Here is a 13997-nt window from a genome sequence, read left to right as displayed (position 1 = left end):
AGGAACCCCCTTGCCCCCCACCGCTCGCCAGCTCGCGGCGGGACCCTGCACGGGGGCCTACCGGCGCCGGGGAACCGATGGTGGCACCGGCGGGAGCGGGAGGTGCGGCGGCCGTTGCTCGGCTGGCGGGGCGTCGTCGGGCCGGCCGAGGTCGTCGTCGGGGGTGAGCGCCGTCGCCACCAGGTAGGTGAGCACGGCGGCGAAGGGCCCGATGGCCAGCGCCGCGGTCGCGGCCAGGTCCACGCCGGTGGTGATCGTCCGCCCCACCTCGGCGAGCTCCCCCTCGGTGGGCCCGGCCCCCAGCAGCTCTCCCACCTGCCAGGCGACGACCCCGGCACCGACCATCCCGCCGGCCAGCCCGACCAGCGCAGGCACACCGCGGCGGCGACGCATCAGCCACACCAGGACGCCGGCCACCACCCCCAGCCCGGCCAGCACCAGGACGTACACGCCGTCGTCGGCGAAGAGGACCTCGGCGCTCGGCACCCCGACCACCGGCACGACCTGGGTCTCGGTGACCCGGTAGTCGGCCCGCGGGGCCAGCCAGGCCCACAGTGCGCCGGCCCCCAGGCCGGTGACCGTCAACGCCAGCACGGTGATCACCCCGGCCCGCACGTCCTCGCGGCTGCCCCGCAGGCCGGGCCCCCACCCGGCCCGGGTCGCCGGGTGCCGGGGCACCCAGCCGGGGGGCGGTGACGCGGGCCGGGACGCCAGCGGAGCGCCGGGACCGGCCGGTGCACCCGGCGCCGGCCCGGCGGTACGGGGATCGGTCACCGGTCCAGTGTCGCTGGCCCGGCTGTGTGCCTCGACTCTGGCTGACCCAGCGGCCCCTCCGAGGGCCCACCGCCCCGGGTGCGGGCGGGGGGAGCCAAGGGGGCCTCCGTCACAGGAGGGCGACGCTGGTGGGGCCCAGGAGCGCCTTGATGTCGCCCATCAGCGCGGTGCTGGGCTGGACCCGCAGCCCCTGGTCCAGGCGCAGCACCGTCTCGCGGCCACCGTTGAGCAGCTTGAGCTGGACCTCGGTGGTGCCCGGGTGGCTGCCGAGCACCTCGCGGAGCCGCTCCACCACCGGCGGCGTACAGCGGGCCGCCGGCATCGAGACCAGCACCGGCCCGCGGGGCCCGTCGGTGACCTCGGGGACGTACACCTCGGAGGCGAACAGCGAGGGCGTGTCGTCCCGGCGGCTGATCCGGCCCTTGACCACCACGATCTGGTCGCGGACCACCTTGTCCTGGACCTGCGCCCAGGTCTTGGGGAAGAACAGCACCTCCAGGCCGGCCTCGAGGTCCTCGATCGTGGCGATCGCCCACGGCGCACCCTGCTTGTTGGTGCGTGGCCCGACCGCGGTGAGGATGCCGGCGATCGTGACGTTCGCGCCGTCCTCCACCCCGCCGGAGATGATCTCGGCCAGCGCGGTGTCGGCGTGCGAGGTGAGCACGTGCTCCACCCCGTGCAGCGGGTGGTCGGAGACGTAGAGGCCGAGCATGTCCCGCTCGAACACCAGCTTCTCCGACTTCGACCAGTCGGCGGTGGGGATCGCGATGTCCAGCGACGAGCCGAACGGGTCCTCGGCGGTCTCCCCGAAGCTGCCGAACAGGTCGAACTGGCCCTCGGCCTCCTTGCGCTTGACCCCCATCGCCTGGTCCACCGCGTTGGCGTGGATCGCGGCGATGCCCTGCCGGGAGTGGCCCATCGAGTCGAAGGCGCCGGCCTTGGCCAGGGACTCGATGACCTTCTTGTTGCAGGCCACCGTGTCGATCTTGCGCATGAAGTCGGCGAAGTCCTTGAACGCGCCCTTCTCCTCGCGCGCCCGCACGACGGAGTCGACGACGTTGTGCCCGACGTTGCGCACCGACGCCATGCCGAAGCGGATGTCGGTGCCGACGGCGGTGAAGTCCCAGGAGGACTCGTTGACGTCCGGCGGGAGCACCTTGATGCCCATCCGGCGGCACTCGGCGAGGTACACCGGCCGGCGGTCCTTGTCGTCGCCGACGCTGGTGAGCAGCCCGGCCATGTACTCGGCGGGGTAGTTGGCCTTGAGGTAGGCGGTCCAGTAGGAGACCAGCCCGTAGGCGGCCGAGTGCGCCTTGTTGAACGCGTAGTCGGCGAACGGGACCAGGATGTCCCAGAGCGTCTTGACCGCCGCGGCGGAGTAGCCGTTGGCCTTCATCCCGGCCTCGAAGCCGACGTACTCGGCGTCCAGCACCGACTTCTTCTTCTTGCCCATCGCGCGGCGCAGCAGGTCGGCCTTGCCGAGGGAGTACCCGGCGACCTTCTGCGCGATCGCCATGACCTGCTCCTGGTACACGATCAGGCCGTAGGTCTGGCCGAGGATCTCCTGCAGCGGCTCGGCCAGCTCCGGGTGGATCGGGGTGATCTCCTGCTGGCCGTTCTTGCGCAGCGCGTAGTTGGTGTGCGAGTTCGCACCCATCGGGCCGGGCCGGTAGAGCGCGCCGACGGCGGAGATGTCCTCGAAGTTGTCCGGTCGCATCAGCCGCAGCAGCGACCGCATCGGGCCACCGTCGAACTGGAAGACACCGAGGGTGTCACCGCGACCGAGCAGCTCGTAGGTCTTCTTGTCGGTGAGGTCCTTGCTGATCTCGTCGAGGTCGACCGGGTCCTTGCCGTTGATGACGATGTTGCGCAGCGCGTCGTCGATGACGGTCAGGTTGCGCAGGCCCAGGAAGTCCATCTTCAGCAGGCCGAGGGTCTCGCAGGTCGGGTAGTCGAACTGCGTGATCACCGCGCCGTCGGCCTCGCGGCGCATGATCGGCACGCTGTCGATCAGCGGGTACCGGCCGATGATGACGCCGGCGGCGTGCACGCCCCACTGCCGCTTCAGCCCCTCGAGCTTGCGGGCCTGGTCGACGACCTCGGCCGCGCCCGGGTCGGACTCGTAGCGGGCCCGGAACTCCCCGGCCTCCTTGTAGCGCTCGTGCTTGGGGTCGAAGATGCCCGACAGCGGGATGTCCTTGCCCATGACGCCGGGGGGCATCAGCTTGGTCAGCTCGTCGCCCACCGAGTACGGCCGGTCGAGCACCCGGGCGGCGTCCTTGATCGCGGCCTTGGCCTTGATCGTGCCGTAGGTGACGATCTGGCTGACCCGCTCCTCGCCGTACTTCTCCGAGACGTAGCGGATCACCTCGCCTCGGCGGCGGTCGTCGAAGTCGATGTCGACGTCGGGCATGGAGACGCGCTCGGGGTTGAGGAACCGCTCGAAGATCAGCCCGTGCTGCAGCGGGTCGAGATCGGTGATGCCCATCGCGAAGGCGGCCATCGAGCCGGCGGCCGAGCCGCGGCCCGGGCCGACCCGGATGCCGTTGTCCTTGGCCCAGTTGATGAAGTCGGCGACCACGAGGAAGTACCCCGGGAAGCCCATCTGGGTGATGATCCCGACCTCGTAGTCGGCCTGCTTGCGGACGTGGTCGGGGATGCCGGCCGGGTAGCGCTTGTGCAGCCCGACCTCGACCTCCTTGATGAACCAGGAGGTCTCGTCCTCACCCTCGGGCAGCGGGAACCGGGGCATCAGGTCGGCGCCCTCGGTGAACTGCACCTCGCACTGCTCGGCGATCAGCAGGGTGTTGTCGCAGGCCTCGGGGTGCTCGCGGAACAGCGCGCGCATCTCCGCCGCGGACTTCAGGTAGTAGCCGTCGCCGTTGAACTTGAAGCGGTTGGGCTCGTTGAGCCGGGAGCCGGTCTGGATGCACAGCAGGGCGTCGTGCGCCTGGGCGTCCTCACGGTGGGTGTAGTGCAGGTCGTTGGTGCCCAGCAGCGGGATGCCGAGCTCCTTGGCGATCTCCAGCAGGGCCGGCTTGGTCTTCTTCTCGATGGACAGCCCGTGGTCCATGATCTCGGCGTAGAAGTTCTCCTTGCCGAAGATGTCCTGGAAGTCCGCCGCCGCCTGCCGGGCCTTGTCCACCTTGCCGGCCCGCAGCCACATGTTGACCTCGCCGGAGGGACACCCGGTCGTGGCGATCAGGCCCTTCCCGTACCGCTCCAGCAGGTCGCGGTCGAAGCGCGGCTTGCGGTACTGCCCCTCCAGGCTGGCCAGCGAGGAGATCCGGAAGAGGTTGTGCATCCCCTCCGTCGTGCGGGCCAGCAGGGTCATGTGCGTGTAGGCGGCCTTGCCGCGGTTGTTCCCGCCGTCACCCTCCTCGTCGATCAGCTTGTCGCCGAAGTCGAACGGGGCGCGGTCGAACCGGGAGCCGGGCGTGTAGTAGCCCTCCATGCCGATGATCGGCTTCACGCCGGCGGCCTTGGCGGTCTTGTAGAAGTCGTAGGCGCCGAAGACGTTGCCGTGGTCGGTCATCGCCAGCGCCGGCATGCCCTCGTCGGCCGCGGCCTTCGTGACCTCACCGAGCTTGGCCGCCCCGTCGAGCATCGAGTACTCGGTGTGCACGTGCAGGTGCACGAAGTTCTCTGCGGACGGGCTGCTCACGGTGCGTGGTGCTCCTCACGGGTCGTGCTCACCGCCTGGCCACCAGCGGTGGACAGGGGCGGCGGGTCTTTCTGGGGTGACCGGCGGGGAAGGCCGTTCAGGGGTGCTGCCGTGCGGGGGTGTCGGTCCACCGATCCTCGCACTTCCGGAGTCCTACGCCGAGGGTCCGACAGAACGTGTCTCGGCGATCCGAACCACTCCGTCACACCCGCCTCGGCGCCTCACCGGACGGCGGCCGGCAGCGCGGAGGCCGGCACGAACAGGAACCGCAGGTCGATCGCGGCGTGCAGCAGCACCGGCAGCAGGAGCGACCCGGTGTCCAGGTAGACCCCGGCCAGCACCCCCCCGAGGACGCCGGTGGTCAGCACCCCGGCCGGCCCCTGGTACGCGTGCGCCAGCCCGAACGCCAGCGCGGCGACCAGGACCAGCACCAGAGCAGGCAGCCCGGGGGCCAGCGCGGCGACCACGGCGAGGAAGAAGCCGCGGTACAGCCACTCCTCGCAGACCCCCGCGGTCACCCCGACCAGGGCGAACAGCCGGCGCTCGGACCGGCTGCGCGGCAGGAGCGCGAGCGTCGAGTGGCCGGGAGGCTCGGCGTGCCGGGCCTCGCCGGGGCGGGTGCGGCGCAGCGACTCCGGCGGCGGCCCGGCGACCGCACCGCTGCGCAGCGCCCGGGTGGTCAGCAGGACCAGGGCCAGGAGGACCACGACGGCCAGCCAGGTCGCCGGCCCCGGCCAGCCGGTCGGCCAGCGCAGCCCCACCTCGGCCGCGCTCACCCCGGTGGCGGCGAGCCAGACCACGACGGTGACCGCCGCCAGACCCCACTCGAGCACCAGCAGCCGGCGGTAGAAGGAGCGACGCGCCGCCGGGTCGGTGCGCAGCCGCCCCTCGAAGCGCCGGTGCAGCACGTACCCGACGAACGGCTCCCCCACGACCAGGTAGACGGCGATGATCACCGCCGCCAGCTGCGCCGCGCCGAAGTCGGCGAGGGCAGCGGGGAGGTCGGTGGCTCCGGACACGAGGCGGGCGCCTCAGTTCTCGGCGCGCAGGACAGCCAGGGCACCGGCCAGGTCGGCCGGGTGGTCGCTGGTGAACTCGACCCAGCGCCCGTCGGCGGGATGCGCGAACCCGAGCCGCACCGCGTGCAGCCACTGCCGCTCCACCCCGAGCCGGGCGGCCAGCGTCGGGTCGGCCCCGTAGGTCATGTCCCCGACGCACGGGTGGCGCAGGGCGGAGAAGTGCACCCGGATCTGGTGGGTGCGCCCGGTCTCCAGGTGGACGTCGACGAGGCTGGCCGCCGGGAAGGCCTCGATCACCTCGTAGTGGGTGACCGACGGGCGGCCGCCGGTCACCACCGCGAACCGCCAGTCGTGCTTGGGGTGCCGGTCGATCGGTGCGTCGATGGTGCCCTTGGACGGGTCGGGGTGCCCTTGGACCAGGGCCTGGTACCCCTTGTCGACGGTGCGCTCCTTGAACGCCGCCTTGAGCAGGGTGTAGGCCCGCTCGCTCTTGGCGACGACCATGAGCCCGGTGGTCGCGGCGTCCAGGCGGTGCACGATGCCCTGCCGCTCGGCCGCGCCGCTGGTGGAGATCCGGTAGCCGGCCGCGGCCAGTCCCCCGGTGACCGTGGGCCCGGTCCAGCCGGGGCTGCCGTGCGCGGCCACCCCGACCGGCTTGTCGATGACCACCACGTCGTCGTCGTCGTGCACCACCGTCAGCCCGGAGACCGGTACCGGCGCGGCCGGCTCACCCGGCGGCGGCGGCAGTTCGACCTCCAGCCAGCTGCCGGCGGTCAGCCGGTCGCCCTTGCCCCGGGCCCGGCCGTCGACGACGACGGCACCGCCGTCGGCCAGCTCGGCGGCCACGGCACGGGAGACGCCGAACAGCCGCACCAGCGCCTGGTCGACCCGCTGGCCCTCGAGCCCGTCGGGCACGGGCAGCGACCGATTCTCACCGGGTCGCCCGCCGGAGGAGGCCGGGCCGGGACTGCTGATCACCGCACCATTGTGACGGGTGGGGCTCCGCGCCCGGCCGCCGCCGGGCCGTCCCGCGGTCAGTCGGTGGCGGCGTCCGGCCGGTCGCTGCTGCGGCTGCCGTCGAACTCGATGCCCCGGAAGGCCAGGATCGCGCCGAGCACGCCGCCGCAGACGATCGCCGAGTCGGCGACGTTGAAGATCGGGAACACCCGGCCGTAGGGGTCGAACACCGAGATGAAGTCGACGACGCCGCCCTCCAGGAACCCCGGGTCGCGGAACACCCGGTCGATCAGGTTGCCCAGGGCACCACCGAGGACGAGGCCGAGCGTCACCGCCCACCCGGTCGAGTACATCCGCCGCGCGCTGCGGACGATCACCACGACCACGGCGAGCGCGATCAGGCTGAACACCACCGTGGCGCCCTCGGCGAAGGAGAAGGCCGCACCGGTGTTGCGGGCCTCGGTGAGGTAGAGCGCCCCGCCGAGCAGTCGCAGCGGTTCCCGGTCGGACAGCGTGGCGACGACGACCAGCTTCGTGGCCAGGTCCAGGGCCAGGACGGCGGCGGCCAGGCCCAGCAGCAGCCGGGCCCGGGAACGGCCGCGCGGACCGGCCGCAGCGGCCGAGGAACCGGTCGAGGGATCGGGCTGCTCGGACATCGCCGTCCTCCCCGTTGGCGGCCCCGGTGACCACGTCGGCCACGACGATAGCGGCCGGCTGCGGCTCGCTCGGCAGACTCCCGGAAGCCCCCGTCCCGGGGCGGGGGGCCCCGGTGCACGATCAGGGACCGTCAGCTGCGGAGGCGGCCGGACCCGTCGTCCGCCACCCGCGCTGCGGGCGGAGGTGACGCGGGGGACCCTCGCAGGAGGCGACCTTGTGATGCATCTCTCCCCCTCAGATCGGGGGGACTCCCGGGTTCGGGACGTTTCGTCCGCCGACGCGGACGACGATGGGCCGGTACGCACTCAGTCACGGAGGCAGATCTTGACCACGGATGGTTCCTCGAACCCCGACGTAGTCCTCGTCGGCGGCGGCATCATGAGCGCGACGCTCTCCGCGCTCCTGGGCGTCGTGGCGCCGGACTGGACCGTCGCGGTCTTCGAGTCCGCCGACCAGGTCGCCGGCGAGAGCTCCGACGCGTGGAACAACGCGGGCACCGGCCACTCGGCCCTGTGCGAGCTGAACTACACCCCCGCGGCACCCGACGGCCACGTCGACACGGCCAAGGCCGTCGGCATCAACGAGCAGTTCCAGGTGTCCCGGCAGTTCTGGTCGCACCTGGTGCGCTCCGGGCTGACCGACTCCCCCAAGCGGTTCATCACCTCCGTGCCGCACGTCAGCTTCGTGACCGGCGAGGCCGGGCGCCGGTACATGCGCACCCGGTACGACGCGCTGTCCGCCGAGCCGCTGTTCGCGGAGATGGAGTACACCGACGACCGCGACGTGCTCGCCTCGTGGGTGCCGCTGATGATGGCCGGTCGCCCGGCGGACGAGGTCGCCGCCGCGACCCGGTCGCTGGCCGGCACCGACGTCAACTTCGGGGCGCTGACCCGGCTGCTGCTGGACGCCGCGGTCGGCCGCGGCGTCGAGCTGCACACCTCCACCCGGGTCCGCAAGGTGCGGCGTGAGTCCGACGGGCGCTGGGCGGTCACCGTCCGCTCCGGCTCCGGCCGCAGCCGCACCGTGCGCACCCGCTTCCTCTTCGTCGGGGCCGGCGGCGGCGCGCTCCCGCTGCTGCAGGGCTCCGGCATCCCGGAGATCCGCGGCTTCGGCGGGTTCCCGGTCAGCGGCCAGTTCCTGCGCACCCGCTCCCCGGAGCTGGTCGGCCGGCACCAGGCCAAGGTCTACGGCCAGGCGAAGGTCGGCGCGCCTCCGATGTCCGTGCCGCACCTGGACCTGCGGCTGATCGACGGCGAGCAGGCCCTGCTGTTCGGGCCCTACGCCGGCTTCTCCCCCAAGTTCCTCAAGGCCGGGTCGATGTGGGACCTGCCGAAGTCGGTGCGCAGCGGCAACCTGGGCTCCATGCTCGGCGCCGGGATCGCCAACATCCCGCTGACGAAGTACCTGATCGGCCAGGTCCTGCAGTCGACCAGCGCCCGGTTCCGCGCGCTCGAGGAGTTCGTGCCGAGCGCCGAGCAGGACGACTGGGAGCTGATCACCGCCGGCCAGCGGGTGCAGGTCATCAAGCAGGACCCGACGACCGGCCGCGGGGTGCTGCAGTTCGGCACCGAGCTGATCGTGGGGGCCGAGGGCTCGATCGCCGGCCTGCTGGGCGCCTCCCCGGGGGCCTCGACGGCCACCTCGGCGATGCTGACGCTGCTGGAGCGCTGCTTCCCGGAGCGGATGGACACCTGGCGCCCGCTGCTGCAGGAGGCCATCCCCTCCTACGGCCACAAGCTGTCCCAGGAGCCGGCCCTGATGGCCCAGGTCCGCGCCGACACCACCAAGACCCTGGAGCTCCAGGGCTGATCGGGCCGGACTCAGCCGGACGGGCCCGGGTTGAGCCGCGCGAGCGCGGGTTGAGCCGCGCGAGCGCGGGTTGAGCCGCGTCGTGGCGCGGCTCAACCTCACCCCGACCGGGTCAACCCGGACATCGGCGGCCCCGGCCCGAAGGGCCCGTGCACCGGTCGCGGGGCCCGGAGGGTCCCCGACCGGTGCACTCGAAGCGAGCCGACGCGGGTACGTGCGGCCCGGCGGGCCGCTGAGCTGGGCCGTCGCGGGGCCGGAGGCTCCCGACGGCACCGCTCGAAATGGCTCAACGGCCGACGGGCACGGCTCCTGGAGGCGGTGCGACCCGGAGGGTCGCCGTCTAATCAGTCTCGCTGGGCTGGCCGCTCTCGCCTCGCCAGGTGGCGAGCCGGCCGGCCCGGCTGACCGCGCGCAGCCGACGTTCGGCCTCCTGTCGGGAGCCGCGTGCGGACACCAGCAGCGCCTGGTCGCCGTGCATCAGCCGGGTGGACCGGTCGGGGACGAACGGCTTGCCGTCCCGGACGACGAGCACCACCGCGGCGTCCTCGGGCAGCCGGAGCTCGGGCAGGTAGACGCCGTGCAGCCGGGACGTCTCGGGTACGCGCAGCTGCATCAGCTCCGCGCCGAGCTGGTCCAGCGGGGCCGACTCGACGTCGATGTCCTGCGGGGTGACCGGGGTGGCCAGCCGCAGCAGCCGGGCGACGGCCGGCAGTGACCAGCCCTGCACCACGGTGAAGACGACGACGAGCACGAACACCGTGTCGAACACCCGGGTCGCGCCCGGCACCTGGGCAGCGATCGGGAACGTGGCGAGCACGATGGGCACGGCGCCGCGCAGCCCGGCCCAGGAGATGAACAACTGCTGGGCGATCGGGATGCGGAACCAGACGACGCTCAGCAGCACCGACAGCGGGCGGGCGACCAGCAGCAGCGCGCCGCCCACGAGCAGCGCCGGCAGCAGGGCGTCGGGCAGCCGGGACGGGGAGACCAGCAGCCCGAGCAGCACGAAGAGGCCGATCTGGGCCAGGGTGGCCAGCCCCTCCGCGAAGCCGATGGTGCCGGCCCGGTGCGGGAGCGCGGCGTTGCCGAGCACCAGGCCGCACAGGTAGACGGCGACGAAGCCGGAGGTGTGCACCAGGTCGGCGGAGGCGAACGCCAGCACGCACAGGGCCACGGTGGCCAGCGGGTAGAAGCCGACCAGCGGCAGGGCGGCGCGGCTGAGCAGCCAGGCCCCGCCGAAGCCGATGCCGACGCCGATCACCGTCCCGCCGGCCAGCTCACCGAGCACCTCGGCCAGGACGAGGTACCAGACCGAGGCGGCCCCGCCGGTGAGCTGCTCGCTCAGCACCAGGACGAGCAGGATGACCGGGGCGTCGTTCAACCCGGACTCCAGCTCCAGCGCGGCGACCATCCGCCGGGGCAGCGGGATCCGGCGCAGGGTGGAGAAGACGGCGGCCGCGTCGGTCGAGGTGACCACCGCACCCAGCAGCAGCGCGAACAGCCAGTCGAAGTCCAGCAGCCAGACCGCGATCGAGGAGACGACGGCGATGCTCACCACCACGCCGACGGTGGCGAGCGCGATGCCCGGGCCCACCGCCCGGCGGACGTCGGACCAGCGGGTGGTCAGGCCACCCTCGGCCAGGATCACCACGAGCGCGGCGACGCCGAGGGTCTGGGTCAGGCCGACGTCGGAGAACTCGATGCCGAGGCCGCTCTCCCCCAGTGCCACCCCGAACGCCAGGTAGAGCAGCAGCGACGGGAGCCCGATCCGGTCGGCCAGCCGCAGCGCGACCGCGGCGAGCAGGACGACGAGGGCGCCGACGGCCAGCGCGATGGTGACCGTCGTGTTCATCGGCGAGCCCCCATGGGGGGAGTCTCCCGTACCGGTGTCCCCGGCCGATGGAGGCAGCGGACCGGCGGCTGCGCGGAGGTGCTGGCGGGGTCGGGGATGATGGGTCGTGTGAGTGCTCCCTCCGGGCCGTTCCAGGCCCTTCCCCCGCAGGTCGACCTGCCGGCCCTCGAACACGAGGTCCTCGAGCAGTGGGAGGCCGACAAGGTCTTCGCCCGATCGCTGGAAGGCTCTGCCGACCGGCCGCAGTGGGTCTTCTACGAGGGCCCGCCGACGGCCAACGGCCGCCCCGGCACCCACCACATCGAGGCGCGGGCGTTCAAGGACGTCTTCCCCCGGTTCAAGACGATGCAGGGCTACCACGTGCCCCGGCGCGCCGGCTGGGACTGCCACGGGCTGCCGGTGGAGATCGCCGTGGAGCAGGAGCTCGGCTTCGCCGGCAAGCCCGACATCGAGCGGTACGGGATCGCCGAGTTCAACGCCCGCTGCCGGGAGTCGGTGGAGCGGCACGTCGGCGCGTTCGCCGAGCTGACCAGCCGGATGGGCTACTGGGTCGACATGTCGACCGCCTACCGGACCATGGACGCCAGCTACATCGAGAGCGTCTGGTGGTCGCTGCAGCAGGTGTTCGACAAGGGCCTGCTCGTGGAGGACCACCGGGTCGCCCCGTACTGCCCGCGCTGCGGCACCGGCCTGAGCGACCACGAGGTGGCCCAGGGCTACGAGACGCTGACCGACCCCTCGGTCTACGTCCGGCTCCCGGTCACCAGCGGCGAGTGGGCGGGGAAGGCCGACCTGCTGATCTGGACGACGACGCCGTGGACGCTGCCGTCGAACACCGCGGTCGCCGTGCACCCCGACGTCACCTACGTGGTCGCCCGCACCGACGACGGGACGTTCGTCGTCGCCGAGCCGCTGCTGACCGCCGTGCTGGGTGAGGGCGTGAAGATCCTGGCCCGCACCACCGGCCGGGACTGGGAGCGGGTGCACTACCAGCGGCCGTTCGAGCTGGTCGACTTCCCGGAGGGGGACGCGCACTTCGTCGTCCTGGCCGAGTACGTCACCACCGAGGACGGCACCGGGCTGGTGCACCAGTCCCCCGCCTTCGGCGCCGACGACTTCACCGTCTGCCGGTCCTACGGCCTGCCGGTGGTCAACCCGATCGACTCGACCGGCCACTTCCTCGCCGACGTGCCGCTGGTCGGCGGGCACTTCTTCAAGGCCGCCGACCCGGCCCTGGTGCAGGACCTGCAGGACCGGGGTGTGCTCTACCGGGAGCTGCGGTACGAGCACAGCTACCCGCACTGCTGGCGCTGCCACACGCCGCTGATGTACTACGCGCAGCCGTCCTGGTACATCCGCACCAGCCAGGTCAAGGACCAGCTGCTGGCGCAGAACGAGCGGACGAACTGGCACCCGGAGAACATCCAGTGGGGCCGCTACGGCGACTGGCTGAACAACAACGTCGACTGGGCGCTGTCCCGGGACCGGTACTGGGGCACGCCGCTGCCGATCTGGCGCAACGACGCCGACCCGAGCCGGATGGTGGTCATCGGTTCGCTCGCCGAGCTGTCCGAGCGCACCGGCCGTGACCTGTCCGACCTGGACCCGCACCGGCCGTTCATCGACGAGGTGACCTTCACCGTTCCGGGCGAGGAGGGCACCTACCGCCGGGTCCGGCAGGTCATCGACGCCTGGTACGACTCCGGGTCGATGCCGTTCGCCCAGTGGGGTGCGCCGCACCGCAACAAGGCGGAGTTCGAGGCGGCGTACCCGGCGCAGTTCATCGCCGAGGCGATCGACCAGACGCGCGGGTGGTTCTACACGCTCATGGCGGTCGGCACGCTGGTGTTCGAGCAGAGCTCCTACGAGAACGTGCTCTGCCTGGGGCACATCCTGGCCGAGGACGGCCGGAAGATGAGCAAGCACCTGGGCAACATCCTGGAGCCGATGCCGCTGATGGACCGGCACGGCGCCGACGCCGTCCGCTGGTTCATGCTGGCCGGCGGCTCGCCCTGGTCGGCCCGGCGGGTCGGCCACGAGACGCTGTCCGAGGTGGTCCGCAAGGTCCTGCTGACCTACTGGAACACCGCCAGCTTCTTCACCCTCTACGCCGAGACCAACGGCTGGGACCCGGCGGTCACCCCGGCTCCCCCGCGCGCCGAGCGGCCGCTGCTGGACCGCTGGGCGCTGGCGGAGCTGGCGTCGGTGACCGCCGGGGTCACCGACGCGCTGGAGCAGTTCGACACCCAGACCGCCGGGCGGCTGATCGCCGAGTTCGTCGACGACCTGTCCAACTGGTACGTCCGGCGCAGCCGGCGGCGCTTCTGGGACGGCGACCCGGCGGCGCTGGGCACCCTGCACGAGGTGCTCGACACGCTGACCCGCCTGATGGCGCCGTTCACCCCGTTCGTGACCGAGCGGGTGTGGCGCGGCGTCGTCGTGCCCGGGCAGGTGGAGGCGGTCGACTCGGTGCACCTGGCGAGCTGGCCGGCCGTCGACGAGGACGCCCGGGACGACGCGCTGGTCGACCAGGTCGCCCTGGTCCGGCGCCTGGTCGAGCTCGGCCGGTCTGCCCGCACCGCGGGCAAGGCCCGCACCCGCCAGCCCCTGGCCCGGGCGCTCGTGGCCGCTCCGGGGTGGGCGCAGCTGCCGCGGGAGCTGGTCGCCGAGGTGGCCGAGGAGCTGAACGTCGCGGAGCTGACCGAGCTCGCCGCGGTCGACGGCTCGCTGGTCGACGTCTCGGTGAAGGTGGACTTCCGGGCGGTGGGGCGCCGGATGGGCAAGCAGGTGCAGGCGGTCGCCGCCGCGGTCGCCGTCGCCGACGCGGCCGAGCTGGTCGCCGCCTACCGGGCCGGGACGGCGACCGTGCCGGTCGACGGTGCGCCGGTGCCGCTCGTGGAGGGCGACCTGGTGATCACCGAGACGCCGCGCGAGGGCTGGACGGTCGCCTCGGCCGGCGGGCTCACCGTCGCCCTGGACCTGACCCTCACCCCGGAGCTGGAGCGGGCCGGGCTGGTGCGCGAGGTCGTGCGGCTGGTGCAGGACGCCCGCAAGTCCAGCGGGCTGGCGGTCAGCGACCGGATCGAGGTGTGGTGGACCGGCGAGGGGGCCGTGGCCCAGGCGCTCACCGAGCACGCCGCCCCGCTGGCCGCGGAGGTGCTGGCCACCGCCGTGCACGCCCAGGAGGCCGGCTCCGGCGACGGGCTCGAGGGCCCCGCAGGCGCCCGGGTCTGGATCACCCCGGCGCGCTGACGTCGGACGGGCC

8 protein-coding genes are annotated in these 13997 nt (G+C 72.8%); 2 read left to right on the top strand and 6 right to left on the bottom strand.

Features of this window, described 5'->3' with window-relative positions; all coding sequences use genetic code 11:
• Positions 1-57 precede the first annotated feature (57 nt).
• From O2W18_RS19240 to lspA, 5 genes are all read right to left on the bottom strand, one after another.
• Positions 58-774, bottom strand: coding sequence for a DUF2567 domain-containing protein (locus O2W18_RS19240; RefSeq protein ID WP_269189045.1), 717 nt, complete (start codon positions 772-774; stop codon positions 58-60).
• Between the two features lie 109 nt (positions 775-883).
• Positions 884-4438: a DNA polymerase III subunit alpha gene (gene dnaE / locus O2W18_RS19235; RefSeq protein WP_269189044.1), complete on the bottom strand. Its 3555-nt coding sequence runs from the start codon at positions 4436-4438 to the stop codon at positions 884-886.
• Positions 4439-4659: 221 nt separating this feature from the next.
• The gene (locus tag O2W18_RS19230; RefSeq protein ID WP_269189043.1) at positions 4660-5457 is read right to left on the bottom strand and encodes a CPBP family intramembrane glutamic endopeptidase; all 798 of its coding nucleotides are present in this window, start codon (positions 5455-5457) and stop codon (positions 4660-4662) included.
• Between the two features lie 12 nt (positions 5458-5469).
• Positions 5470-6435: an RluA family pseudouridine synthase gene (locus tag O2W18_RS19225; RefSeq protein WP_269189042.1), complete on the bottom strand. Its 966-nt coding sequence runs from the start codon at positions 6433-6435 to the stop codon at positions 5470-5472.
• Positions 6436-6491: 56 nt separating this feature from the next.
• Positions 6492-7070, bottom strand: a complete 579-nt coding sequence (lspA, locus tag O2W18_RS19220) for a signal peptidase II (protein ID WP_269189041.1) — start codon at positions 7068-7070, stop codon at positions 6492-6494.
• 325 nt (positions 7071-7395) lie between these two features.
• Here lspA and mqo point away from each other — a divergent pair, with 325 nt between their 5' ends.
• A complete protein-coding gene (gene mqo, locus O2W18_RS19215; RefSeq protein ID WP_269189040.1) occupies positions 7396-8880 on the top strand; it encodes a malate dehydrogenase (quinone) in 1485 nt (494 codons plus the stop codon).
• 340 nt (positions 8881-9220) lie between these two features.
• Here mqo and O2W18_RS19210 read toward each other — a convergent pair whose 3' ends face one another.
• Positions 9221-10732: a potassium/proton antiporter gene (locus O2W18_RS19210; RefSeq protein ID WP_269189039.1), complete on the bottom strand. Its 1512-nt coding sequence runs from the start codon at positions 10730-10732 to the stop codon at positions 9221-9223.
• A 108-nt stretch (positions 10733-10840) separates the two neighbouring features.
• On the opposite strand from O2W18_RS19210, the gene ileS reads away from it, so the two are divergent.
• Entirely contained in the window at positions 10841-13984 is a 3144-nt protein-coding gene (gene ileS / locus O2W18_RS19205) for an isoleucine--tRNA ligase (protein WP_269189038.1), read from the top strand.
• Positions 13985-13997 lie beyond the last annotated feature (13 nt).

Source organism: Modestobacter sp. VKM Ac-2983 (genome assembly GCF_026967885.1).
In the GTDB taxonomy this organism is placed as follows: Bacteria; Actinomycetota; Actinomycetes; order Mycobacteriales; family Geodermatophilaceae; genus Modestobacter.
Note: the sequence above shows the minus strand (reverse complement) of the source record. Positions and strands in the feature narration are given on the sequence as shown.

Coding starts and splice junctions, on each gene's coding strand:
- lspA (WP_269189041.1), bottom strand. CDS start 7,070: ATGTCCGAGCAGCCCGATCCCTCGACCGGTTCCTCGGCCGCTGCGGCC.
- O2W18_RS19210 (WP_269189039.1), bottom strand. CDS start 10,732: ATGAACACGACGGTCACCATCGCGCTGGCCGTCGGCGCCCTCGTCGTC.